Genomic DNA, 22,315 nt, shown 5'->3' with positions numbered 1-22,315 from the left:
TTTCTTAAATAAGTGCCAAAACAATGAAGAGGGCATTAATACATGGGGGGCGTTAATAATTTAAATTGCATAACATATTGTTTTATATGATTTTGTTTTTTCCTTTTGATGCTGATTATAAATATCATTAACGCAGTATGATAATTGGTAGGGGACAATTTCAATATAATGATCAACGTTGTTTTTTAAGCGTGCTTAATATGCATTTAAGTTAGGATAACATTTTTGATATAAAATATATTATATCACTAGTACAATGAAATATATTCTTGTGAGGGGTTAAAGTTCTGCTATCACGCGAAATGAATAGCGTTAAGGAAAGGGTAAAATAACCTGATTTATTTCCATTGCGGCTACGATGTCGGCATGATTTTGCGACAACAAAAAAATACGGGGAGAATGAATAAAAATCGTCAGTCGGGCGTTAACTGACGTCACTTCCTTCTTACCCTGGAGCTTTGTATGAACACGACCTCGTTTCGTTTGATCCCGGTGCTGATTTTTTCCCTGCTGTCCCCACTGGCGCTGGCCATGGGCAATAATAGTACCGAGAGCAAAACGCCCGATTGTCCTTCCGGACAGGCATATGACAGCGCCACACAGAAATGCGTGCCGGACAAGAGCAGCAGCCTCAGCGATCAGGACAAAACCAACTATGCGTACCATCTTGCGAAGAAAGGAGAATACCAGGTGGCGCTGAACCTGCTTGATTCGCTGAAAAATGGCAATACGGCTGAAGCGTGGAACTACCGCGGGTTCGCCACGCGCAAACTGGGCCGCACGGACGAAGGGATTGGTTACTACCAGCGCGCGCTGGCTATCGCCCCGGATTATGCCAAAGCCCGGGAATATCTCGGTGAAGCGTGGATGGTAAAAGGACGCCCGGACCTCGCGAAAGAACAGCTGAAGGTGATTGCCGGTATTTGTGGCCAGTCCTGTGAGGAGTATCGCGACCTGCAGGCCGCTATCAACGGACATCCGGAATCCTGATTTTCTCGTGGAGGGAAAACACATCGCTACCCGTGAGGTTCGTCAACAGTTAGCCGCACACCTGCCGCGTCTCTGGCGGTATGGGCTGGTGCTGTCGCGAAACAGGGATATCGCCGAAGAGCTGGTTCAGTCCACCTGCGTGCGTGCGCTTGAAAGAAGCAGCCAGTATACGCCGGGCACACGCATAGACAGGTGGCTGTTCGCGATCCTTCACTCCATCTGGATCTCTGAACTTCGGGCACGACACGTGCGTCAGGGGCAGGGATTTGTGGCCAGCGACGAGCTTATGGCACCGGACACCCGTGAACAGGATGAGACACGCCTGCATTACCTTAAGGTGATGCAGCGCGTCAACGCGCTGCCTGAAGCCCAGCGCAACGCGGTATTTTTGGTTTATGTCGAAGGCTTTACCTACCAGGAGGCGGCAGACACTCTGGCGGTGCCGATCGGAACCGTGATGAGCCGGCTGGCGACGGCACGGGCTCGGCTTGCCAGATCCGCTGACGCACTGCCTCCGGTAAAGGAGAAACGCTCTTGAACGCGCACCGTTTTGTACCGCCCTATAACGACGACGCTATCGTGGCCTGGATAGATGGCGAGATGTGCCGCGCCGACGCGCAGCAGTTTGAAGAACAACTGAAAAATGACGAACGCCTCGCCGGGCGAACCGACGAACTGATGAAAAGCAGCCAGGATTACGCCGGGGCGTTTGCCTCCCTGCTGGATGACGCGCCTCTTGAGACAATGCAGGCGCGTCTGGCAGCTCTTCCCGATCCACAATCCTCTTCGCCGGTCGGCGTCAGCAGGCGGGCGCTGATTGCCGCATCGGTCAGCTTTTTGATGGTTGGCTCCGGTCTGGGCTACCTGCTGCGTCCCGCAGCTGCGCCTGCGGATGAGAATGCCCATATCCGCGACCTTGAAGCGCAATATATGTCCCTGTACAGCGTCGAGACGCTGCTGGATATGGACAGCGCAACGCCGGTTCTGCAGCGCGGGCTGAAACGGGCCGCGCAGGACATCGGCATGATGCTAAACCTGTCGCAGCTTGTCCTTCAGGGGGCAGAGCTGAAAATGGTGCGAATGCTGCGCTATGAAACCACCTCGATCGCGCAGATTGCCTGGATCAACGCCGACTACGGCCCGATGGCGCTTTGTATCTCTCCTGTTGATGAAAAGGCGACGGCCTCGCTCCGCCAGGAGAAGCGGCACAGCATGAACCTGGCGTGGTGGCAGGATGCGGGCTACCAGTTTGTCCTGATTGGCCGCAACCCGCCGTCACATCTGCGGGGAAACGCGGAGCAGCTACAGCGCCTGATCTCAGGATGACGGCACTTTATTCGTCTGAATCGCAATGGCAATGGCAATTCGATCGTCCACGACCAGGGCAAACTTATCCATTCCGTAGGACGCGCGCGAGATCGCCGTGGTGGCATCCAGCGTGAGGGCTTGCGCATGCGGGTTTTTCACGATGGCCTCCAGGATCACCGGACGGGCAATGTTTCGCACGGTCAGCGTGCCGAACACCCTGAACCGACCGTCGCCCTGGGCGACCACGCGAGAGCTGATGAACTCGATAGTCGGGTAACGCTCGGATTCAAAAAACATGTCGCTTTTGAGCTGCCAGGTGAGCAGCTTGTTTGAGGCTACGAGAGTCGCTACGGGAATGGTGACGTGAATATGATCGTCGACGTCGTTTTCCGGGTTGAGCGTTACGGCTCCCGTCACGCCGCTGAATGTCGCCCAGGAGAGGATGCCGCCGAAGGCATGCCACGACAGCCGAATGGCGGTGTTATCGGTGTCGATAATGTAGCTTTTCGGGGCGGCGTGCAGAGAAGGGCATAAAAGCAGAACGGCCAGAAAGGCCAAAAGGCGATACATAGTGGTTTCTCCGATAAATGCGCACTGCGTAAACGCCCGAGGTGCTAATTATATTCGAAGAAATAAAAAAGGCCGCAAGCGCGACCTTTTTGCGAGCATAAATATTTACTCAGTGACTTTCTTTTCCAGCTCGCTGGCACCTTCTTTGGTTTTGTTCCAGCCTTTCTCAGCGCCTTCTTTGGTGGCATCCCACCCTTTCTCGGTGCCTTCTTTGGTTTTATGCCAGGCTTTCTGGGAATCTTCGCTGACCTTGCTGCCAAAGCTTTCGCTTTTACCTTCCGCAGCATGCTTCTGTTTCAGCTTCAGCTCTTCACCTTTGTTCTGCTCTTCGTGCAGTTTTTGCTTCGCCTCGTTGGCGTTTGCGTTCGCCGCCGCGACGGTATCGTCAGTTGCATGTGTGGTCGCAGCAAATACTGGGGAAGCCAGCAGAACGGCAGATAATGCGATAATTGTTTTTTTCATAATATCCTCATTTAACGTTATCGGTTATGAGCGTGATTCAGCATGGCACAGGCGAAACGGGATGGCTTTAGGAAAAAACTGTAATGAGATCAACATGCCCCGATGAGGGGTATTTCGCCTGAGGATTATCCAAAGGATAAAACGCCTATTTCCGCGAGGGCGGCGAGGGTCAGGAGAATGAATATTATGACGGTTATGGGTCTGTACATGGTGGGGCTCCTTCCGGGGTGAGCGGCTATTCCGTAGCGCTGGGTGGGGGTGTTTTTTTATTCTCCATAGGGGGAGGGGCGGTGTCGTTGATGTTGGTCAAAGGGAGAGGGTAGCTTCTCAAGCGAGAACATGAATGAGCTCTTTCAGGGCTGGACGTAGTGATTGTGGTGGAATGATCGCAGATTCACTCCCTTCTCGCTGGCGGCTCGCTTGTTCATGGCGGGTTCGATCAATACTCCGATCTTGATTTTGTCGTTGTGGTAGACCCTCTCTACTATGACGAAATTATGGCTCAGCGTATTGTGTTCGACGGAACACTGGGTCACCTGCTCCATGCTTTCACCGGGGAACATGTGGGAGAGCCTCGTCTGCTTAGCCATGCTGAAAGCCGGAGCCCGGGCCTGAAAGGTTTTGGTCTGTTCCGCCCTCATGTTCAGACGACGTTTGCTAAAAAATGGTCGTCTGAATTTCGGTTGTGAGGTTCTTCCTGAGTGCTTAGATTCATTTTCAATCTATCGAGAGGATATGAATATGAACTTTGCAGAACGCCACTATCAGCATGAGCCTCTTCTTATCGCCAACGTCTGGGATGCCGCCAGTGCTGTCGCTGCGCAAAAAGCAGGCTACCAGGTTCTGGGAACGTCCAGTGCAGCTATAGCGTCCACACTGGGATATGACGACGGGCAGCGAGTGCCGTTTGATGAGTTATTTTATATGGTCACCCGGATCCGGGCTGCCAGCAGCCTGCCATTGAGCGTTGACATGGAAGCAGGGTATGGTGATTCAGCCGAAGAGATAGCAGACAATCTGCGGCGCCTTGCTCAGACAGGCGTCTCAGGCGTTAACCTCGAAGACAGCCGAGTCATAAACGGGGTTCGTCAGCTTGACGATGCCTCTGATTTTTCCCGTAACCTGAGAACAGTATGCGATACGCTGAGAAGCGAAAATTACAGCCTGTTTCTGAACATCCGGACTGACACTTACCTGCTCGGGCATGAAGACGCGTTGCAGGAGACGATATTACGGGGTCAACGCTACAAAGCTGCAGGTGCTGACGGCCTTTTTGTTCCCTGCCTGACTTCAGAGAAAGACATCAGCCTCATTGCAGAGGCAACGGGATTGCCTTTGAATGTCATGTGTATGCCCGATCTTCCGTCATTCGACAGGCTGAAACGGGCAGGGGTAAGCCGCATTTCAATGGGCAATTTTGTTCATTCAGCGATGCAGTCAACGCTGATTGATGTCATGCATGCGATCCGATCTCGTCAGACGTTTGAAGGACTTTTTGGTGATGAAAATAACCGATAAAAATCTGTGTGATATCTGGTATCAGGCATTACTTGAACGTGCTTCAGACTACACTGGCGTGTTTTTTGTTGGCGTCAAAACCACTGGCGTATTCTGCATTTCGGTATGCCGGGCGCGAAAGCCCAAGCGCGAAAATGTCGAATTTTATAAAGATGCCAAATCTGCCCTGGCGGACGGCTTTCGTCCCTGTAAGGTCTGCAGACCTGCGGAAAATGCGCACAGCGCGCCATTATTCGTTGAGCAGGCGCTTGCGCTTGTCAGGCGCGATATCAAATCCCGTGTAGCAGACGCGGAGCTTCGTCAGCATGGCATCAGCCCGGAGCGGGTAAGGCGCTGGTTCCTGCAACATCACGGCATCACTTTTCAGGCTTTCCAGCGAATGCAGCGGGTGAACGTTGCCCTGCAGGAGCTAAAAAGTGGACGAGCGGCGACTGATGTTGCGCTGGACAATGGCTATGAATCGCTTAGCGGCTTTGGTTATACCTACAAGCGGCTGACTGGCGCAGCGCCGACTCAGGCAACCCAGGTGATAGTCATTCACCGGTTTACCACGACGCTTGGACCGATGTTTGTCTGCGCGACAGAGCGGGGAGTCTGTCTGCTGGAGTTTACCGATCGCCGGATGTTGGAAACAGAATTCCGCGATATTCAGCGTTTATTTAACGCCAGAATCGTCACCGGCGAAAACAGCCATACCCGGCAGACAGTAAAAGAGATCGGCGAGTATTTTGCCGGAACGCGCCGACAGTTTGATCTGGCTTTAGATGCTCCGGGCAGTGATTTTCAACAATCCGTCTGGCATGCGTTGCGTGCTGTTCCCTATGGACACACCTCACACTATCAGGCCATTTCACTAAGGCTTAATAAGCCCAATGCTGTGCGCGCCGTCGCTGCAGCTAACGGTGCCAACCGGATTGCGATTGTGATTCCCTGTCACAGGATAATTGGAAAAGATGGCGCGATGACAGGTTACGGAGGGGGGATTTCACGCAAAGAATGGCTCATTGAGCATGAGAGGAAGAATGTTTAATGGCGTGATGTTTCTGTGTCGCCGGGAAATTTTACGGACTTCGCGGGACATGTTGAGGGTACAAAAAAGCCCGCAGGGCTTGCGCCGTGCGGGCTCTTAGGACTTCATCGGATGACTCTGGTAATCACCGATGGAGAATTTTGGTGGAGCTGGCGGGAGTTGAACCCGCGTCCGAAATTTCTACATCCTCGGTACTACATGCTTAGTTTGTCTTTACATTCGCACGCCAGCTGCGGACAGACACGCCACTAACGAACTAGCCTGATTAGTTTTAACGCTTCAACCCCAGGCAGGGCTTCCACGCGATCTCTTTTGGGTTTGACCTCTCTTTGATCCCCGTCTTAAGAGCGGAAGCTAGGGAGAGAGGGCTCAGAGCAGGTTATTAAGCTGCTAAAGCGTAGTTTTCGTCGTTTGCGACTATTTTTTTGCGGCTTTTAACGAGGCAAACCGCCCCTCGGCATGCACCTTGGGTTTCGCAAATCCCGTCGAATCCAGAATCAGCCCCAATAGTGTTGAACTGAGTATACCAGATTTCACTTCCTGGATACCAGCCCGGAACGCTAACTTATTGAATAGTACAATAAGTGTGCAGAATCAACGTCCTGCGTTTTTCATAATGCGCGCTTTGTCCAACTGCCATTCGCGCTCTTTCAGGTCAGTGCGTTTGTCGTGCTGTTTTTTACCCTTCGCGACGCCAACTTTCACTTTGCACCAGGCGTTTTTCCAGTACAGCGACAGGGCGACCACGGTGAAACCTTCACGGTTGATGCGTCCGTAGAGGGATTCCAGTTCACGCTTGTTTAGCAGCAGTTTACGCGTGCGCGTTGGGTCACACACGTAGTGTGAAGAGGCGACGGTCAGCGGCGTAAAGTTTGCGCCGAACAGGAAGGCTTCGCCATCTTTCAGGATCACGTAGCTATCGCCGATGTTGGCTTTCCCAGCGCGCAGCGATTTTACTTCCCAGCCCTGCAACGCAAGGCCAGCTTCGAATTCTTCTTCAATGAAATACTCGTGGCGAGCACGCTTGTTGAGCGCAATGGTCGCCGAGCCTGGTTTATGTGCTTTTTTCTTCGTCATAAGTGTCGTAAAGCCGTCGGTAATCTGATTTCAAAAAGTCACCTCATTGCGTCCTGTGAGGTCTAACGCGCTATCTTAGCACGAGATGAGGCTTAGCGTTTTTTTAACAGGTGATAAATGTTATTATTTGTCCGTTGTGTGACCATGGGAAATGCTATGCCTCAGATTAGCCGTACTGCGCTTGTGCCTTACAGCGCGGAACAAATGTATCAGTTAGTGAACGACGTTCAGTCTTATCCAGAGTTTATTCCGGGATGCACCGGGAGCCGCGTTCTGGAGTCTGGCCCGACGCAGATGACCGCGGCGGTGGATGTCTCCAAAGCGGGGATCAGCAAGACGTTCACCACCCGTAATACGCTGACGAGCAATCAGAGTATTTTGATGCATCTGGTGGATGGTCCGTTTAAGACCCTGATGGGGGGCTGGAAGTTTACGCCGCTGAGCGCTGACGCCTGCCGCATTGAGTTCCATCTGGACTTCGAGTTCACCAATAAGCTGATTGAGCTGGCGTTTGGCCGCATCTTTAAAGAGCTGGCATCGAATATGGTTCAGGCGTTCACCACCCGCGCCAAAGAGGTTTACAGTGTCGCATAAGATTGCTGTGGAAGTGGTTTACGCGCTGCCGGAGAAGCAGTATCTGCAGCTCGTGACGCTGGAAGAGGGGGCGACCGTTGAGGCGGCCATCCGTGCTTCCGGCATCCTAGAGCTTCGCAGCGATATCGACCTGGCGAAGAATAAGGTCGGGATTTACAGCCGTCCGGTGAAGCTGGGCGATGTGCTGAAAGAGGGCGACCGGGTGGAGATTTATCGTCCGCTGATTGCCGACCCGAAAGAGTTGCGTCGTCAGCGTGCGGAGAAGGCCAGCAAGTAGCGCTTTCTTACCCTTACCCTCTCCCCAAAGCGGCGAGGGGATCAACACAAAACAAAAAAGGTGCTCAATGAGCACCTTTTTGCATTTCTGACACCGGATTATTTGGTCAGGGCAGGCTTGTTGTCGATGTTGGTCAACACACCGGCGCTGCTGAAGGTCAGCGTCAGGGTCTGCTGGGTCGCATCTTCATGGCCCGGCTTCTGGCGGAATACATAGAACCAGGTGTTAGTGCCAAACGGATCGGACATCATCGGGGTTCCCAGTGCATAAGCGACCTGCTGTTGTGTCATCCCCACGCGGATTTTGGACACATCGTTAGGGGTAAGGTAGTTCCCCTGGTTGATGTCAGGACGGTAAACCACTTTCTCCAGAGTGGAACAGCCTGCGGTCAACATCAGAAGAACCGCTGCGGCAGCGGTCAGCATTTTACAACGCATAGTGATTTGATTCCTTTTCGGGCCCGAGCAGAACGCGGCTCATATGTAATATGCCGATGATAATAGACCTTGCCCCACTTTGAAACCGGTCTGGCGGCGTTTTTGTTGTTCTGTATGACCCTGAGATCCCGAAAAAGTTTATGCCGCCAGCAGTTCTTTCGCGTTCGCAAGCGTATTGCGCGTGACTTCGCTGCCGCCGAGCAGGCGTGCCAGCTCCTGCAGGCGAGCACGTTTATCCAGCGGCTTCATGTGCGTTTCGGTCATTTCACCGTCGGTTTCTTTGCTGACGATAAAGTGATGATGACCGCAGCCCGCAACCTGCGGCAGGTGGGTGACACACATCACCTGCGTTGATTCGCCGAGCTGGCGCAGCAGTTTACCCACCACTGCCGCCGTCGGGCCGCTGATGCCGACATCCACTTCATCGAAAATCAGCGCCGGGGTGTCCATTTTACGCGCGGTGATCACCTGAATCGCCAGCGCAATACGCGACAGTTCACCGCCGGAGGCCACTTTGGAAATCGCCTGCAACGGCTGCCCCGGGTTGGTGGTGACGCGGAATTCGATGCGATCCGCACCTTCCGCCGTCAGGTGATTCTCTTCAAAGCGAACGTCAATGGTGAAGACGCCGTGCGGCATCGCCAGCGTGTGCATGCTGTCGGTAATGTGCTGGCTTAACTCCTGAGCATAGTGCTGACGGATTTCATGCAGCTTTTGCGCTGTGGCCAGCGCCTGTTCATGGTGCAGGCTCACCGCCAGGGAGAGGGTTTCCAGCGAGTCAGCCTGATCGTCAAGCTGCTGCTGTTCTTCCAGCAGAGACTGATAGTAACCCGGGAGTTCTTCCGGCGTAACGTGGTGCTTGCGCGCCAGCGAGATCTGACGGGAGATACGCTGTTCCAGCTCAAACAGACGGTTCGGGTCGAGATCCAGACGCTCACAGTAGTGGCGCAGTTCATCACCGGCTTCAGAGATCTGAATGGCTGCCTCTTCCAGCATATCCAGGACGCCAGAAAGTTTGCTGTCCATGCCGACCAGTTCGGTAAGCAGCTGGCGGACGTTATACAGCTGGCTCTGCAGGTTCACGTCTTCGCCATCGGCCAGAAGGTTGAGCGCATTCTGACTGGTTGAGAGCAGATGCCCGCTGTTCGCCAGGCGTTTGTACTCTTCGTCGATTTGCTCAAACTCACCCGCCTGCGGGTTAAATTCATTCAGCTCTTTGAGCTGGTATTCCAGCAGCTCCGCGCGGGCGGCACGCTCCTGGCTTTGCTGCTGGTGCTGAGCGAGCTCGCGGCAGCTCTGATGCCACTGGCGATAGTGCTCGGCCATAAGCTGAGTAAGCGCGTACTCACCCGCATAGCCATCCAGCAGCGCTTTCTGCTGTTCGGGTTTGACGAGTTGCTGATGCGCGTGCTGACCGTGGATCTGAATAAGCAGCTGGCCGAGTTCACGAAGCTGGGAGAGCGGGACCGCCGTGCCGTTGATAAAGCCGCGGGAGCGACCGTCGCTGCTGAACACGCGGCGAAGTAAACACTCACGTCCATCTTCAAGCTGGTTCTGTTCCAGCCAGCGCTGGGCGGCAGGGGTGTCTTTCAGGGAGAAGCGGGCGCACAGGTCGGCACGGTTTGCGCCCATGCGCACCATGTCCCCCTCGGCGCGGCCGCCAAGGCACAAGCCGAGGGCATCAATGGCAATGGATTTACCTGCACCGGTTTCCCCGGTGATCGCCGTCATGCCGCTGTGGAAATCGATCTCAAGCTCACGAACAATGGCAAAGTTGCTGATGGTCAGTTGTGCCAGCATAATTGTTTTCCTGTATGAAAAACCATAACTGTGTTTTCATACAGTATAAACTGGTTTTATATACAGTAAAGTCCTGGATGCAAAATCAGAACAATTTTTTTGACCAGCCTAGCTTTGAGCTTAATGTGTTGAAATAGCTGTAATCTTTCGGATGAATCAAGTTCAGGTGGTAATCACACCTGCGAATAAGCACATCTTCACCTTCCTGAATTGGCAGCGCTATCTGGCTGTCGCAGCTGATCTCCAGGTCGTTACGGCGGTGCGAGAAGCGCAGACGAATCGTGCTGTCGCCGTTGATGACCAGCGGGCGGGCGGAGAGCGTGTGCGGGAACATCGGCACCAGGGTAATGGCGTCCAGAGAGGGGGTCAGAATCGGGCCGCCGGCAGACAGCGAGTAGGCGGTTGAGCCGGTCGGTGTCGAGATAATCAGCCCGTCGGAACGCTGGGAGAAGGCAAAGATTTCGTCGATATAGACTTCAAACTCGATCATGTGCGCCACTTTTCCGGGGTGAAGAACCACCTCGTTAATCGCGGTGCTGATGCGCTTCTGACAGTCCTGCTGGCACACCTGTGCCTCCAGTAAAAAGCGTTTTTCACTGATATAGTGACCTTCCAGCACGTCGGCCAGCTGCTGCTGGGCATTGTCCGGGTCGAGATCGGTTAAAAAACCGAGATTGCCACGGTTGATGCCGATGACCTTGATGTCATAACGCGCCAGCGTGCGCGCCGCGCCTAGCATGTTGCCGTCGCCGCCCACCACCACGGCGAGATCGGCCTGTTGGCCAATTTCCGCCAGCGTGCCGGTTTTGACGCTCTTCAGCTGCAGCTCCTGGGCAATCTGCTGCTCGACCATCACTTCATAGCCTTTGCTACACAACCAGCGATACAACATTTCATGTGTCGTTAGTGCGGTAGGGTGACGCGGATGCCCGACGATCCCAATACACCTGAAATGATTATTCATTTTCTGGAGGTCCTTGTGCCTGATGAATGATGACAATCTGTCTTGTTCCCTTGAATCCAGGAAACTGATCCCCATAATAAGCGAAGTTAGCGAGATGAATGCAGAAAAACGCGGAGAAATTCATGAGTAGTAAAGAACAGAAAACGCCTGAGGGGCAAGCCCCTGAAGAAATTATCACGGAACAGCACGATGAAGTTGAGGCTGTAGAGCCAGACGCATCTGCTGAGCAGGTGGACCCGCGCGATGAAAAAATTGCGAATCTGGAAGCCCAACTGGTAGAAGCACAGAATCGCGAACGCGAGAGTGTTCTGCGCATCAAGGCGGAAATGGAAAACCTGCGTCGTCGTACCGAGCAGGACGTTGAGAAGGCGCACAAGTTCGCGCTGGAGAAATTCGTCAACGAACTGCTGCCGGTGATCGATAGCCTCGATCGCGCGCTGGAAGTGGCTGACAAAGCGAATCCGGACAACGCGGCAATGATCGAAGGCATCGAACTGACGCTGAAATCCATGCTCGACGTGGTGCGTAAGTTTGGCGTGGAAGTGATTGCCGATACCGACGTTCCGCTGGATCCAAACGTTCACCAGGCGATTGCGATGGTTGAATCTGAAGAGATTGAAGCCGGTAAGGTACTGGGCGTAATGCAGAAAGGTTACACCCTGAACGGCCGTACCATTCGCGCGGCGATGGTGACCGTGGCGAAAGCGAAAGCGTAATTCGCAATCCGTAGTGCCGGGTAGCGGCGTTCGCCTTACCCGGCCTACAACCTTACTCCGCGATACTTTCGCGCAGGGGTTTTACGGGCAGGACTTTCACCTGCTTAATCATATTGTCCTGCACGTCCAGGATATCAATATCGTACTGTTCAATGCGCACCCGCGTGCCCGCTGCCGGTATCTCTTCCAGCGCTTCCAGAATCATCCCGTTAATGGTGCGAGCCTCATCTTCCGGTAAATGCCAGTTAAAGGCTTTGTTGAGTTCACGAATGTTTGCGCTGCCGTCAATCAGCACCGAGCCATCGTTTTGCGGGGTGACCTCTTCCGCGAGGGAGGGCGACATTGAGGTAGTAAAGTCCCCGACAATCTCTTCCAGAATATCTTCGACCGTCACCAGCCCCTGGATATCGCCGTACTCGTTGACCACCAGGCCGACCTTCTTCTTGTTTCGCTGGAATTTTACCAGCTGCGTGCTGAGCGGCGTTCCTTCCGGCACGTAGTAAATTTCGTCGGCGGCGCGCAGCATCACCTCTTTGGTGAACTCTTTTTTCTCGGTCATCAGACGGTACGCTTCGCGCACGCGGAGCATGCTGATAGCGTCATCCAGTGAATCACGATAGAGCACAATGCGCCCGTGCGGGGAGTGCGTCAGCTGGCGAACGATGGCTTTCCAGTCGTCATTGATGTCGATACCGACGATTTCGTTACGCGGCACCATGATGTCGTTCACGCTCACCTTTTCCAGATCCAGCACCGACAGGAGCATGTCCTGATTGCGCCGGGAGATCTGCGAGCGGGATTCATTCACAATGGTGCGCAGCTCCTCTTTGCTGAGTGCGCTGCTGATGGTGACGTCGGCTTTGATTCCCACCATCCGCATCAGGACGCGCGTCACCATGTTCAGCAGCCAGACCAGCGGCATCATCAGGATCAGCAGCGGCGCCAGCAGGAAGCTGCTCGGGTAGGCAACTTTCTCAGGATAAAGCGCGGCGATGGTTTTCGGCAGCACTTCGGCAAACACCAGCACCACGAACGTCAGCACGCCGGTGGCAATCGCTACCCCGGCGTTGCCGTAGAGGCGCATCCCGACGATGGTGCCGAGGGCAGAGGCCAGAATGTTGACGAGGTTGTTGCCGATGAGCACCAGGCTTATCAGGCGATCCGGCTTGCGGAGCAGCTTTTCAACGCGACGTGCGGCACGGTTACCCTGTTTAGCACGATGACGTAACCGGTAGCGGTTTAAGGTCATCATGCCGGTTTCCGAGCCGGAGAAATAGGCGGAGATGACCACCATGACGATCAGGATAACGATCAGCGTGGTGGTAGAGATGTGTTCCAGGGGGAACTCCTTTGTATCTTAGCCAGCAAATTGCTGTATGAAGCGGCTGCCAAAATAGGCAAGGGTGAGAATGCCCGCACCCGCGACGTTGAACCAGACCACGCGACGACCGCGCCAGCCTTCATGATAATGGCCCCATAACAGGACAATATAGACAAACCACGCGATGATGGAGAGCACCGCTTTATCGATATTCTCCACGCTGAACAGGTTCTTCATGTAAAACAGCCCCGTGCAGAGCGTGAGCGTCAGCAGCACCACCCCCACCTGGGTGATGTGGAACATCTTACGCTCAATGACCATCAGCGGCGGCATTTCATGGTTAAAGGCCAGCTTTTTGTTTTTCAGCTGGTAGTCAATCCAGGCGAGCTGCATGGCGTAAAGCGCGGCGATAATCAGCGTCGCGTAGGCAAAGAGCGACAGGCCGATATGCACCAGCATCCCCGGCGTCGCCTCCAGATGCGTAATGAACTCATTAGGCATAAAGGTGGCGAGGGCCAGATTGATCAGCGCGAAGGTGTAGACAATTGGCAGCAGCAGCCAGCCGCGATTTTTAGACGCGACGATGGTCATTACCGTACAGATCATCAGGCTGACCAGCGAGCCGACGTTGAGGACGCTCAGGTTTTGCACGCTGCCGTCACCGGGGATGATGCGTGATTCCAGCGCAAAGGCGTGGCTAATCAGTGCGATCACCGCCGAAAGAATAGCCATGCGCCGCCAGCCGCTGTTTTTTTGCAGCAGTCCGGGAATAATCAGCGCGAGGCTGACAGAGTAGGCAACAAGGGCGATCAGTGCGAAAACAGGCATATAGGCATCGACAGTTGTCTTAATAAGAAAGAGAAGCAGTATAACGTTACGTGACGCCTGCTCCAACCGTTGCATAACAACAAAGGCGCCTTCATGTTATACTCCGGCAAAATTCTGTGTATGTGTCGCTCAATGCGACCCAACGTTTCTACTCAGGCGAGAGACAATGTTTGATAATTTAACCGATCGTTTGTCGCGCACGCTGCGCAACATCAGCGGCCGCGGACGCCTTACTGAAGAGAACATCAAGGAAACGCTGCGCGAAGTGCGCATGGCGCTGCTGGAAGCAGACGTCGCGTTGCCGGTTGTTCGTGATTTTATCAACCGCGTAAAAGAGAAGGCGGTTGGTCATGAAGTTAACAAGAGCCTGACCCCGGGTCAGGAGTTCGTCAAAATCGTTCGTAATGAACTGGTTTCGGCGATGGGTGAAGAGAACCAGGTGCTTAACCTGGCCGCTCAGCCTCCGGCCGTGGTGCTGATGGCGGGCCTGCAGGGTGCGGGTAAAACCACCAGCGTCGGTAAGCTGGGTAAATTCCTGCGCGAAAAGCACAAGAAGAAAGTGCTGGTGGTCTCTGCGGACGTCTATCGCCCGGCGGCGATCAAGCAGCTGGAAACTCTGGCCGAGCAGGTTGGCGTGGATTTCTTCCCGTCCGACGTGGCGCAGAAGCCTGTCGACATCGTTAACGCCGCGCTGAAAGAGGCGAAGCTGAAATTCTACGACGTGCTGCTGGTGGATACCGCCGGTCGTCTGCACGTTGACGAAGCGATGATGGACGAGATCAAGCAGGTGCACGCCTCTATCAACCCGGTAGAGACCCTGTTTGTTGTCGACGCCATGACCGGTCAGGATGCGGCGAATACCGCGAAAGCGTTTAATGAAGCGCTGCCGTTAACCGGCGTCGTGCTGACCAAAGTGGACGGTGACGCCCGCGGCGGTGCGGCCCTCTCGATTCGCCACATCACCGGCAAGCCGATCAAATTCCTCGGCGTGGGCGAGAAAACTGAAGCGCTCGAGCCGTTCCACCCGGACCGTATTGCCTCCCGTATCCTCGGCATGGGCGACGTGCTGTCGCTGATCGAAGATATTGAGAGCAAGGTTGACCGCGCGCAGGCTGAGAAACTCGCCAGCAAGCTGAAAAAAGGCGACGGTTTCGATCTCACCGACTTCCTTGAGCAGCTGCGTCAGATGAAAAACATGGGCGGCATGGCCAGCCTGATGGGCAAACTGCCGGGCATGGGCCAGATCCCTGACAACGTGAAAGCGCAGATGGATGACAAGGTGCTGGTGCGTATGGAGGCGATCATCAATTCGATGACGCTGAAAGAGCGCGCTAACCCGGACATCATCAAAGGTTCCCGTAAACGCCGTATCGCAGCCGGTTGCGGCATGCAGGTGCAGGACGTTAACCGCCTTCTGAAACAGTTCGACGACATGCGGCGCATGATGAAGAAAATGAAGAAAGGCGGCATGGCGAAGATGATGCGCGGGATGAAAGGGATGATGCCTCCCGGTTTTCCAGGGCGTTAATCGCTTTTGAGATTGCTTTTTGCCCGAAAATGAGTAAAATTTTCGGGCTTTTAATATGACACCCGGGCTCCGTTCCTCGATGGGGCCCGGTTGTTTTATTCACACAAGAGGATGTTATGGTAACTATTCGTTTAGCACGTCACGGCGCTAAAAAGCGTCCGTTCTACCAGGTTGTTGTGACTGACAGCCGTAATGCACGCAACGGTCGCTTCATCGAGCGCGTTGGTTTCTTCAACCCACTGGCCGCTGGCGCAGAAGAAGAAACTCGTCTGGATCTGGATCGTATCGCTCACTGGGTTGGCCAGGGCGCTACTGTTTCCGATCGCGTTGCTACGCTGATCAAAGCAGCAAACAAAGCAGCTTAATCTGTCACGGTGGTCATGATGAGCAGTAAAGCACCTGTTGAACCGATCGTATTGGGAAAAATGGGTTCTTGCTACGGTATCCGTGGTTGGCTCAGAGTGTTTTCCTCCACTGAAGACGCTGATAGCATTTTTGATTACCAGCCCTGGTTCATCCAGAAAGGCGGTAAGTGGGAAGAGGTCGAGCTGGAAAGCTGGCGTCACCACAATCAGGACATCATCATCAAGCTGAAAGGCGTTGACGATCGTGATGCCGCGAATGCGCTGACTAATTGTGAAATTGTCGTGGATTCGTCGCAGTTGCCAAAGCTGGAAGAGGGCGACTACTACTGGAAAGACCTTATGGGTTGCCAGGTGGTCACTACTGAAGGCTACAGCCTGGGGAAAGTCATCGATATGATGGAAACCGGGTCAAATGACGTTCTCGTCATTAAGGCAAACCTGAAAGATGCATTTGGCATCAAGGAGCGGTTGGTCCCGTTCCTCGATGGACAGGTTATCAAGAAAGTCGATCTCACTACTCAAATCATTGAAGTAGATTGGGATCCTGGTTTTTAAATTCTCCGGATAAACGGTAAAAGACGGCGCTATGTGGATTGGCATAATTAGCCTGTTTCCTGAAATGTTCCGCGCGATTACCGATTACGGGGTAACTGGCCGGGCAGTAAAGAATGGCCTGCTGAGCATCCAGAGCTGGAGTCCTCGTGACTTTACTCATGACCGGCACCGTACCGTGGACGATCGTCCTTACGGCGGCGGACCGGGGATGCTAATGATGGTGCAACCCTTACGGGACGCCATTCACACAGCAAAAGCCGCGGCAGGTGAAGGCGCAAAGGTGATTTATCTGTCACCTCAGGGACGCAAGCTTGATCAAGCGGGCGTGAGCGAACTGGCGACGAATCAAAAGCTGATTCTGGTCTGTGGGCGCTACGAAGGGATAGATGAGCGCGTAATTCAAACCGAGATTGACGAAGAATGGTCTATCGGCGATTACGTTCTCAGCGGTGGTGAGTTACCGGCAATGACGCTGATTGACTCCGTCGCCCGGTTTATTCCGGGTGTTCTGGGCCATGAAGCTTCGGCAACGGAAGATTCCTTTGCCGACGGGTTGCTGGACTGTCCACACTATACTCGTCCTGAAGTGTTAGAAGGGATGGAAGTTCCGGCAGTGTTACTGTCTGGAAACCATGCCGAGATACGTCGCTGGCGTTTGAAACAGTCGCTGGGCCGAACCTGGCTTAGAAGACCTGAACTTCTGGAAAACCTGGCTCTGACTGAAGAGCAAGCAAAGTTGCTGGCCGAGTTCAAAACTGAACACGCGCACCAGCAGCATGAACATGATGGGAATGCGTAATACGCTCCCGAATATCAGTTTACCCAGGATAAGAGATTAAATTATGAGCAACATTATTAAGCAACTTGAACAAGAGCAGATGAAGCAGGACGTACCTTCCTTCCGTCCAGGTGACACCGTGGAAGTGAAAGTATGGGTTGTTGAAGGTTCCAAAAAACGTCTGCAGGCATTCGAGGGCGTGGTTATCGCTATTCGTAACCGCGGTCTGCACTCTGCATTCACTGTTCGTAAAATTTCCAACGGCGAAGGCGTTGAGCGTGTCTTCCAGACTCACTCTCCGGTAGTTGACAGCATTGCTGTTAAACGTCGTGGTGCTGTACGTAAAGCTAAACTGTACTACCTGCGTGAGCGTACTGGTAAGTCTGCTCGTATTAAAGAGCGTCTGAACTAAGATTCGCTTAAGCGACATCCTGTTAGAAAGGGCTGGCCGAAAGGCTGGCCCTTTTTTTATCCCATCGCACCTCTCGAGTTAACCCTTTCGTCATAAATCATTTACAATGCTTGCCTCTTGAGTGGAGGGGAAGTGGATAACGTACTGCATCAGCCTGACCGGAAACGCGCAGCGGCTTTGACCGCGCTGTTCGCGATCCTGCTGATCGTGGTGGCGCCGCTGATCTCCGTCTCGTTGCAGAAAGATCCCATGAGCGCCATGCCGGGCATGCATCATGACATGAGCATGATGTCGATGGACGAGCATCACGGCGATATGCCGCACTCGATGCCTGTCGACCATGCGGAAGCGTGCGGCTACTGCGTGCTGTTAGCGCATGTCCCTGGCGTGATGCTGGCGCTCATCGTCCTGCTCAGCGTGGTGCTGCAGAGGCTTCGCGTTAAGCCGCCGCGTCAGGCGGTCAACCACTGGCACTTCTTCCCCTGGCTTTACCCTGATACCCGCGCGCCGCCGTGGCAGTCTGCTTTTTCCCTTTAAAAACAAAATCGATAACTTTTTGCCTTAAAAAGGAAAAGTATGACTACCTGCACCTCGCGCGCGGCATGGGGAAACCTGCTGCGTCGCCTTCATTTCTACGTTGGGCTGTTTGTCGGCCCGTTTATCTTCTTCGCCGCGCTGACCGGGACGCTGTATGTGGCGACCCCGCAGCTGGAGAATGCGCTCTACCGACACGCGCTCCACGCGGATTCCGTTGGCGAGCCGCAGCCTCTGGCCGAACAAATCGCCGTGGCGGAAAAAACCGTTGGATCAGATTTACGTTTGCACGCCGTTCGTCCGGGGCTGGCTGAAGGCGAAACCACCCGCGTGATGTTCGCTGACCCGAAACTTGGGTCATCGGAGAACCGCGCTATCTTCGTGGATCCGGTAAGCCTGACGGTACTGGGAGATATGACGGTATACGGCACCAGCGGGATTTTACCGCTGCGTCAGACTATTGATTACCTGCATACGTCCCTGATGCTGGGCGACATTGGGCGCCTCTACAGCGAGCTTGCGGCCTCGTGGATGTGGGTTGCCGCGCTGGGCGGTATTGCCCTGTGGTTTTATACCCGACCCAAACGGCGGATCAACAATCACTTCCAGAACCGGCGTCGGGTGCACGTGACGCTGGGCTGGGTTCTGCTGGGTGGAATGCTGGTGTTCTCCGCAACCGGCCTGACCTGGTCCCAGTGGGCTGGCGGGAACGTGGATAAGCTGCGTGCAGAGATGAACTGGCTCACCCCGCAGGTGAACACGACGCTATCCGGCCAACATGAGGTTATGGATGAACATGCCGAACATCGCGGTCATCACGGTGGGATGATGATGCCGGAAATGGCGATGGATTTGACGCAGTTTGACGGGGTATTAAGCGCGGCGCGTAACGCGGGGATTAATGCCAGCAAGCTGGAGATCCGCCCGGCGAAAACAATGGATCGTGCCTGGACCGTAACGGAAATCGATCGCAGCTGGCCGACTCAGGTGGACGCCGTTGCGGTTGATCCCCATACAATGCAGGTCCTGGACAGAACCCGATTCGAGGATTTCCCGTTAATGGCAAAACTGACCCGCTGGGGCGTGGATTTCCATATGGGGATCTTATTCGGCCTCGTAAATCAGCTGCTGCTGGTGGCGTTCGGCCTCGCCCTGTGCGTGCTCATTATCTGGGGATACCGGATGTGGTGGATGCGTCGTCCTGCGCAATCGGCAGTGAGTCCGGTACAGACGCTTTGTCAGAGCTGGCTGGCGCTGTCAGGATGGGGAAGAGGGGTTACGCTGATAACCAGCGTACTGCTGGGGCTGGCCCTGCCGGTCATGGGCGTGAGTCTGGCGCTGTTTATTCTGGTGGACTGGCTGCGCTGGCGAGCGGCAACCAGGGTGACGCTCGCCGAATCATCCGCTAAATAACCCTATGGCGTGCTGATCACCACTGCGACGCGGCGGTTTTCTGCGCGCCCTTGCGGAGTACTGTTGCTCGCAACCGGGTATTTTTGACCTAATCCCCGCGTGGTGAGATTGCTGCGCGGGATATTTGCCCCCTTCGCCCAGGCGTCGGCCACGGCGTTGGCGCGTTTTAACGACAGCGCTTCGTTGTAGCTTTCTTCCCCGTAGTTATCCGTGTGACCGTCCATTCGCGCGTGGTTCAGGCCGGTTTCCGCCAGGCGAGAGGCCATGGACTGGATCTGCGTTTCACTTTCCGGGCGCAGCCGGGCGTCATTTTTATCAAACAGGATGGTGTCCGACATGCCAAGCGACCAGTCACCGTTCAGTTCGTTAAAACCGTAAGACTTCATCGCCGCAATTTGCTCAGGAGTGAATTTGCCTTCCGGCGGCGACTGACAGCCTGCCAGAACCAGTGAGGCCAGTACTAACGGCGCGAAGTAACGTTTTAACATAGTGTATCCTTTCTAACTTATTGTTTTCGTACGCTGGTTTTTAACCTGGTACATATTGCGGTCAGCCCTCTCCAGTAATGCTTCCACGGAAGCATTTTCCCACGCCAGAGCAAAGCCAATGCTGAGTGACATCGATGCTTTTTGCCCGTTATGAAGATCAAACGGACGAATAAACTGCTGCGAAAGCGCAGCACAAATGTGTTGAACCTCAAGCTCAGAGTGAACGCCGTACAGCACCATGGCAAATTCGTCACCGCCAAGACGGTAAGACTGATGACGTTTGTCGCCAAACTCCATCATCCTGCTGGCGACTTCGATCAGCACGCAGTCTCCTGCCGCGTGGCCCCAGGTGTCGTTAATAAACTTAAAGTTATCACCGTCGAGGAAGAGCAGGGCCGAGTTTGTTCTGGCTGAAGGGTCGTTCATTAAGGCCGCAATGCTGTTACGAAACGCTGCGCGGTTGGCAAGACCGGTGAGCGGGTCGTGCATGGCGGTCCGCAACAGCTGGGCGTTTTTCGCCTGGAGCTTCAGCTGCCACTCTTCCATTTCATCCAGAAGACTGTTGAAGTCTTCGCCAAACTGGTGAAACTCTTCGATACGCCCGTCTTTTACCCGGCGGGAGAAGTTGCGGTTTGTGCGTACGTCATGCACGACGTCGGTAATGTTCTGCAGGGCCATAACCATCCCACGATGCAAAGACTGGGTAATGATAAGCGCGACGACGGCGGCAAAGAGAATGCAGCCGGTAAGTACGGCAAACGACGTCCAGATGAAGTGGCTGATCAAACTGTCACGCGCGGTAAGGCGGATTTCGCCGATCCTTAAGCCGTTATGCATGATGGGCTGCGCAACCGGTACGGGGAAAAGCCAGCGGCTGACCAGTGCGCCCAGCGTGTCGTTGTTATCTTCCGGGTTCCATGACCAGTAGGCAAACCGCTTTTTATGCGCGTTAATCACCTCCGCCGCGGCAAACTGCCCCTGTTTGCCCAGGGCTGCAAGCGTTTCGTTGGCCGCCAGCGAGTCGTTGAAAACCAGCGAAGCTTCCAGGCTGTGGCTCATTGTGGCACCGGTTAATTCGAGGTTCTTTTGCGCATATTGTTTTAACGTCACGACGGAAGCAAAACAGAGCAACAGCCATATTAACGTCATTGTGATAATGACGCTTATCATGCTGTTTCGCCTCAACGTTCTTTTAAACGTCGGACGTGGCGTTGAAGTGAAATCTTTATCCATGCTGCTTATTCCGTGCCAGCATTAATACATCCGGATTGACTCTTACGCCACTGCGCGTCAACGCATCCAGGTTGACGGAAAACCGTACCTGGCCGCGATCGATCATCAGGCAAAAGGCACTGCCAATTACACATTCCGGATTTTGCTCTGAGATTAATAGCAACGCTCTGCCCTGATATTGACTTATTAATTCAAGTTGTTTTGCCGGTGATTCAGACCCGAAATAAATCGCATCACACGTCGCGGCCAGGGCTTCCTGATCGTTACGTACAATAACGGGAGTATAGGGTAACTCGTTGTGCCCTTCGTCGCCGCTGAGCGCGTGCGTATAGTGAGAAGTGGCATAGACGCAAAGTTTAGGCTGCCCGGAAAGTGACGGCCATCGCGTATAGCTCACAATGCCTGAGACAATCGAGCGTACCGATTTATCCGTTTCCGTAAGCGTGCCTGCCGCCGCAGGGCCCACCATAAGGAACAGCATTAACACCAGAGTGAGTCGGAAAAAAGAGATCAAGAATAAATTTCTCACCAGAATCCGCCACATCGCTCCGGAAATAGATGTCCTTGAGAGTTGCGGGCAGAATACCATTGTTTATCAGAGCCGTCATTATGTCAGAAATAGCATCAGGCCAACCTAAGCTAAATCCTACAGTTGTTTATTTTTCGGTGGATAAAAATAGACTTAATTAAGTCTGCTGGAACGCATACTTTCATCCATCCCTTCCTGCCATGACGCACGCAGTTTTGTCGCGTTTTCGGCAGTATCGCAACTGGCAGGGAAAGATTTGCCCGCTAATCCCCAGGCATGAATAAACCCTTCTTCGCAGACTTTCTTTTGGCCGTCAGCGTAGCCGCGAAGATATTCACTACGATCAACGTGGGTGTCGTTAAAACTATCGGCCAGGGTCTGGTTATCTTTAACCGGCAGGCCATTCATGGCGTCTTCTTTACCTGCATCAAACCAGGAGGGACTGGTCCAGTCGGGCTGGAAGGTATAAGGATTGATCTGGCAGCCCGTTAAAAACAGCGACAACAGCATGAGAGCAATTGAACGCATAGCCATTCTCCTTTTTTCTTCAGCATAGCCTGGCTTAAGAATATATGTCTGTAATTTAAA

27 protein-coding genes, 1 other RNA gene and 1 pseudogene are annotated in these 22,315 nt (G+C 53.9%); 16 read left to right on the top strand and 13 right to left on the bottom strand.

Annotated elements, in window-relative coordinates; all coding sequences use genetic code 11:
• The first annotated feature begins 462 nt into the window (after window positions 1-462).
• Genes PUP35_RS16890 through PUP35_RS16880 form a run of 3 tightly spaced genes read left to right on the top strand, consistent with a single transcriptional unit; the run spans window position 463 to window position 2,316 of the window.
• Complete coding sequence (locus tag PUP35_RS16890; RefSeq protein ID WP_274240645.1) at window positions 463-990, top strand: tetratricopeptide repeat protein; 528 nt, start codon at window positions 463-465, stop codon at window positions 988-990.
• A gap of 7 nt (window positions 991-997) precedes the next feature.
• Window positions 998-1,528, top strand: a complete 531-nt coding sequence (locus PUP35_RS16885) for a sigma-70 family RNA polymerase sigma factor (RefSeq protein WP_133295001.1) — start codon at window positions 998-1,000, stop codon at window positions 1,526-1,528.
• Complete coding sequence (locus PUP35_RS16880) at window positions 1,525-2,316, top strand: anti-sigma factor family protein (protein ID WP_274240644.1); 792 nt, start codon at window positions 1,525-1,527, stop codon at window positions 2,314-2,316. Before PUP35_RS16885 ends, PUP35_RS16880 begins: the two co-directional genes overlap by 4 nt.
• Here the strand turns inward: PUP35_RS16880 and PUP35_RS16875 are convergent.
• Together PUP35_RS16875 and PUP35_RS16870 are read right to left on the bottom strand one after the other, a co-directional pair.
• Window positions 2,308-2,868, bottom strand: a complete 561-nt coding sequence (locus PUP35_RS16875) for a YceI family protein (RefSeq protein WP_115876103.1) — start codon at window positions 2,866-2,868, stop codon at window positions 2,308-2,310. The two genes, PUP35_RS16880 and PUP35_RS16875, sit on opposite strands and share 9 nt — an antisense overlap.
• Window positions 2,869-2,973: 105 nt before the next feature.
• On the bottom strand, window positions 2,974-3,330 hold the full coding sequence (locus PUP35_RS16870) for a hypothetical protein (protein WP_008502540.1): 357 nt from the start codon (window positions 3,328-3,330) through the stop codon (window positions 2,974-2,976).
• A 386-nt stretch (window positions 3,331-3,716) separates the two neighbouring features.
• On the opposite strand from PUP35_RS16870, the pseudogene PUP35_RS16865 reads away from it, so the two are divergent.
• The 3 genes and pseudogenes from PUP35_RS16865 to PUP35_RS16855 all read left to right on the top strand — a co-directional run.
• Window positions 3,717-3,914, top strand: a pseudogene (locus PUP35_RS16865) (nucleotidyltransferase domain-containing protein); the annotation flags it as partial.
• Window positions 3,915-4,071: 157 nt separating this feature from the next.
• Window positions 4,072-4,848 (top strand): isocitrate lyase/PEP mutase family protein, encoded by a 777-nt coding sequence (locus PUP35_RS16860; RefSeq protein ID WP_133294998.1) that lies wholly within the window; start codon window positions 4,072-4,074, stop codon window positions 4,846-4,848.
• Entirely contained in the window at window positions 4,832-5,878 is a 1,047-nt protein-coding gene (locus PUP35_RS16855; protein WP_274243290.1) for a bifunctional transcriptional activator/DNA repair enzyme AdaA, read from the top strand. Before PUP35_RS16860 ends, PUP35_RS16855 begins: the two co-directional genes overlap by 17 nt.
• Window positions 5,879-6,019: 141 nt before the next feature.
• On the opposite strand, the gene ssrA is transcribed toward PUP35_RS16855, so the two are convergent.
• Both ssrA and smpB read right to left on the bottom strand, forming a co-directional pair.
• Window positions 6,020-6,383, bottom strand: a transfer-messenger RNA (tmRNA) gene (gene ssrA / locus PUP35_RS16850).
• Between the two features lie 89 nt (window positions 6,384-6,472).
• Window positions 6,473-6,955: an SsrA-binding protein SmpB gene (gene smpB / locus PUP35_RS16845; RefSeq protein ID WP_008502505.1), complete on the bottom strand. Its 483-nt coding sequence runs from the start codon at window positions 6,953-6,955 to the stop codon at window positions 6,473-6,475.
• A 156-nt stretch (window positions 6,956-7,111) separates the two neighbouring features.
• Here smpB and PUP35_RS16840 point away from each other — a divergent pair, with 156 nt between their 5' ends.
• Window positions 7,112-7,549 carry a type II toxin-antitoxin system RatA family toxin gene (locus tag PUP35_RS16840; protein ID WP_014832955.1) on the top strand — a complete coding sequence of 146 codons (438 nt, stop codon included), beginning with the start codon at window positions 7,112-7,114 and terminating at the stop codon, window positions 7,547-7,549.
• Window positions 7,539-7,826, top strand: a complete 288-nt coding sequence (locus PUP35_RS16835) for an RnfH family protein (protein ID WP_274240643.1) — start codon at window positions 7,539-7,541, stop codon at window positions 7,824-7,826. The genes PUP35_RS16840 and PUP35_RS16835 overlap by 11 nt, the downstream gene beginning before the upstream one ends.
• A gap of 98 nt (window positions 7,827-7,924) precedes the next feature.
• On the opposite strand, the gene bamE is transcribed toward PUP35_RS16835, so the two are convergent.
• The 3 genes from bamE to nadK all read right to left on the bottom strand — a co-directional run bounded on the left by bamE (window position 7,925) and on the right by nadK (window position 11,027).
• The gene (bamE, locus tag PUP35_RS16830; RefSeq protein WP_008502502.1) at window positions 7,925-8,263 is read right to left on the bottom strand and encodes an outer membrane protein assembly factor BamE; all 339 of its coding nucleotides are present in this window, start codon (window positions 8,261-8,263) and stop codon (window positions 7,925-7,927) included.
• Window positions 8,264-8,401: 138 nt separating this feature from the next.
• Window positions 8,402-10,063, bottom strand: coding sequence for a DNA repair protein RecN (recN, locus tag PUP35_RS16825; RefSeq protein ID WP_274240642.1), 1,662 nt, complete (start codon window positions 10,061-10,063; stop codon window positions 8,402-8,404).
• Window positions 10,064-10,148: 85 nt separating this feature from the next.
• Window positions 10,149-11,027, bottom strand: coding sequence for an NAD(+) kinase (gene nadK, locus PUP35_RS16820; RefSeq protein WP_008502500.1), 879 nt, complete (start codon window positions 11,025-11,027; stop codon window positions 10,149-10,151).
• 122 nt (window positions 11,028-11,149) lie between these two features.
• Between nadK and grpE the strand changes: the two genes are divergently transcribed.
• Window positions 11,150-11,743 carry a nucleotide exchange factor GrpE gene (grpE, locus tag PUP35_RS16815; protein WP_136195203.1) on the top strand — a complete coding sequence of 198 codons (594 nt, stop codon included), beginning with the start codon at window positions 11,150-11,152 and terminating at the stop codon, window positions 11,741-11,743.
• Window positions 11,744-11,795: 52 nt separating this feature from the next.
• Here the strand turns inward: grpE and PUP35_RS16810 are convergent, their stop codons facing one another.
• Window positions 11,796-13,082 carry an HlyC/CorC family transporter gene (locus PUP35_RS16810; RefSeq protein ID WP_039263458.1) on the bottom strand — a complete coding sequence of 429 codons (1,287 nt, stop codon included), beginning with the start codon at window positions 13,080-13,082 and terminating at the stop codon, window positions 11,796-11,798.
• 18 nt (window positions 13,083-13,100) lie between these two features.
• Window positions 13,101-13,892, bottom strand: coding sequence for a cytochrome C assembly family protein (locus tag PUP35_RS16805; protein ID WP_032623031.1), 792 nt, complete (start codon window positions 13,890-13,892; stop codon window positions 13,101-13,103).
• 166 nt (window positions 13,893-14,058) lie between these two features.
• Between PUP35_RS16805 and ffh the strand changes: the two genes are divergently transcribed.
• From ffh to PUP35_RS16770, 7 genes are all read left to right on the top strand, one after another.
• Entirely contained in the window at window positions 14,059-15,420 is a 1,362-nt protein-coding gene (gene ffh / locus PUP35_RS16800) for a signal recognition particle protein (protein ID WP_274240641.1), read from the top strand.
• Between the two features lie 116 nt (window positions 15,421-15,536).
• Entirely contained in the window at window positions 15,537-15,785 is a 249-nt protein-coding gene (rpsP, locus tag PUP35_RS16795) for a 30S ribosomal protein S16 (RefSeq protein WP_003863133.1), read from the top strand.
• Between the two features lie 15 nt (window positions 15,786-15,800).
• Window positions 15,801-16,340, top strand: coding sequence for a ribosome maturation factor RimM (rimM, locus tag PUP35_RS16790; protein WP_252093567.1), 540 nt, complete (start codon window positions 15,801-15,803; stop codon window positions 16,338-16,340).
• A 31-nt stretch (window positions 16,341-16,371) separates the two neighbouring features.
• A complete protein-coding gene (trmD, locus tag PUP35_RS16785; protein ID WP_014832949.1) occupies window positions 16,372-17,139 on the top strand; it encodes a tRNA (guanosine(37)-N1)-methyltransferase TrmD in 768 nt (255 codons plus the stop codon).
• 43 nt (window positions 17,140-17,182) lie between these two features.
• Window positions 17,183-17,530, top strand: a complete 348-nt coding sequence (rplS, locus tag PUP35_RS16780) for a 50S ribosomal protein L19 (protein WP_002914145.1) — start codon at window positions 17,183-17,185, stop codon at window positions 17,528-17,530.
• Between the two features lie 132 nt (window positions 17,531-17,662).
• Complete coding sequence (locus PUP35_RS16775; protein ID WP_274240640.1) at window positions 17,663-18,067, top strand: DUF2946 domain-containing protein; 405 nt, start codon at window positions 17,663-17,665, stop codon at window positions 18,065-18,067.
• Between the two features lie 39 nt (window positions 18,068-18,106).
• Complete coding sequence (locus PUP35_RS16770) at window positions 18,107-19,477, top strand: PepSY-associated TM helix domain-containing protein (protein WP_274240639.1); 1,371 nt, start codon at window positions 18,107-18,109, stop codon at window positions 19,475-19,477.
• Between the two features lie 2 nt (window positions 19,478-19,479).
• On the opposite strand, the gene PUP35_RS16765 is transcribed toward PUP35_RS16770, so the two are convergent.
• From PUP35_RS16765 to PUP35_RS16750, 4 genes are all read right to left on the bottom strand, one after another.
• Window positions 19,480-19,965: an OmpA family protein gene (locus PUP35_RS16765; RefSeq protein WP_045909260.1), complete on the bottom strand. Its 486-nt coding sequence runs from the start codon at window positions 19,963-19,965 to the stop codon at window positions 19,480-19,482.
• A gap of 12 nt (window positions 19,966-19,977) precedes the next feature.
• Window positions 19,978-21,198 (bottom strand): diguanylate cyclase DgcN, encoded by a 1,221-nt coding sequence (gene dgcN, locus PUP35_RS16760; RefSeq protein WP_115876095.1) that lies wholly within the window; start codon window positions 21,196-21,198, stop codon window positions 19,978-19,980.
• On the bottom strand, window positions 21,191-21,742 hold the full coding sequence (locus tag PUP35_RS16755; RefSeq protein ID WP_223580273.1) for a YfiR family protein: 552 nt from the start codon (window positions 21,740-21,742) through the stop codon (window positions 21,191-21,193). The genes dgcN and PUP35_RS16755 overlap by 8 nt, the downstream gene beginning before the upstream one ends.
• A 138-nt stretch (window positions 21,743-21,880) precedes the next feature.
• On the bottom strand, window positions 21,881-22,255 hold the full coding sequence (locus PUP35_RS16750) for a DUF2799 domain-containing protein (RefSeq protein WP_115876094.1): 375 nt from the start codon (window positions 22,253-22,255) through the stop codon (window positions 21,881-21,883).
• Window positions 22,256-22,315 lie beyond the last annotated feature (60 nt).

This window comes from Enterobacter sp. S-33, from assembly GCF_028735835.1.
Taxonomy (GTDB): Bacteria; Pseudomonadota; Gammaproteobacteria; order Enterobacterales; family Enterobacteriaceae; genus Enterobacter; species Enterobacter vonholyi.
This window is presented reverse-complemented; position numbering and strand designations above follow the sequence as displayed.

Excerpts from the sequence above, each read along its gene's own strand:
- PUP35_RS16890 (WP_274240645.1), top strand. The coding sequence starts at position 463 with ATGAACACGACCTCGTTTCGTTTGATCCCGGTGCTGATTTTTTCCCTG.
- PUP35_RS16875 (WP_115876103.1), bottom strand. The coding sequence starts at position 2,868 with ATGTATCGCCTTTTGGCCTTTCTGGCCGTTCTGCTTTTATGCCCTTCT.
- PUP35_RS16870 (WP_008502540.1), bottom strand. The coding sequence starts at position 3,330 with ATGAAAAAAACAATTATCGCATTATCTGCCGTTCTGCTGGCTTCCCCA.
- PUP35_RS16860 (WP_133294998.1), top strand. The coding sequence starts at position 4,072 with ATGAACTTTGCAGAACGCCACTATCAGCATGAGCCTCTTCTTATCGCC.
- PUP35_RS16855 (WP_274243290.1), top strand. The coding sequence starts at position 4,832 with ATGAAAATAACCGATAAAAATCTGTGTGATATCTGGTATCAGGCATTA.
- smpB (WP_008502505.1), bottom strand. The coding sequence starts at position 6,955 with ATGACGAAGAAAAAAGCACATAAACCAGGCTCGGCGACCATTGCGCTC.
- PUP35_RS16840 (WP_014832955.1), top strand. The coding sequence starts at position 7,112 with ATGCCTCAGATTAGCCGTACTGCGCTTGTGCCTTACAGCGCGGAACAA.
- bamE (WP_008502502.1), bottom strand. The coding sequence starts at position 8,263 with ATGCGTTGTAAAATGCTGACCGCTGCCGCAGCGGTTCTTCTGATGTTG.
- recN (WP_274240642.1), bottom strand. The coding sequence starts at position 10,063 with ATGCTGGCACAACTGACCATCAGCAACTTTGCCATTGTTCGTGAGCTT.
- nadK (WP_008502500.1), bottom strand. The coding sequence starts at position 11,027 with ATGAATAATCATTTCAGGTGTATTGGGATCGTCGGGCATCCGCGTCAC.
- grpE (WP_136195203.1), top strand. The coding sequence starts at position 11,150 with ATGAGTAGTAAAGAACAGAAAACGCCTGAGGGGCAAGCCCCTGAAGAA.
- PUP35_RS16805 (WP_032623031.1), bottom strand. The coding sequence starts at position 13,892 with ATGCCTGTTTTCGCACTGATCGCCCTTGTTGCCTACTCTGTCAGCCTC.
- ffh (WP_274240641.1), top strand. The coding sequence starts at position 14,059 with ATGTTTGATAATTTAACCGATCGTTTGTCGCGCACGCTGCGCAACATC.
- rpsP (WP_003863133.1), top strand. The coding sequence starts at position 15,537 with ATGGTAACTATTCGTTTAGCACGTCACGGCGCTAAAAAGCGTCCGTTC.
- rimM (WP_252093567.1), top strand. The coding sequence starts at position 15,801 with ATGATGAGCAGTAAAGCACCTGTTGAACCGATCGTATTGGGAAAAATG.
- trmD (WP_014832949.1), top strand. The coding sequence starts at position 16,372 with ATGTGGATTGGCATAATTAGCCTGTTTCCTGAAATGTTCCGCGCGATT.
- rplS (WP_002914145.1), top strand. The coding sequence starts at position 17,183 with ATGAGCAACATTATTAAGCAACTTGAACAAGAGCAGATGAAGCAGGAC.
- PUP35_RS16770 (WP_274240639.1), top strand. The coding sequence starts at position 18,107 with ATGACTACCTGCACCTCGCGCGCGGCATGGGGAAACCTGCTGCGTCGC.
- PUP35_RS16765 (WP_045909260.1), bottom strand. The coding sequence starts at position 19,965 with ATGTTAAAACGTTACTTCGCGCCGTTAGTACTGGCCTCACTGGTTCTG.
- dgcN (WP_115876095.1), bottom strand. The coding sequence starts at position 21,198 with ATGGATAAAGATTTCACTTCAACGCCACGTCCGACGTTTAAAAGAACG.
- PUP35_RS16755 (WP_223580273.1), bottom strand. The coding sequence starts at position 21,742 with ATGTGGCGGATTCTGGTGAGAAATTTATTCTTGATCTCTTTTTTCCGA.
- PUP35_RS16750 (WP_115876094.1), bottom strand. The coding sequence starts at position 22,255 with ATGCGTTCAATTGCTCTCATGCTGTTGTCGCTGTTTTTAACGGGCTGC.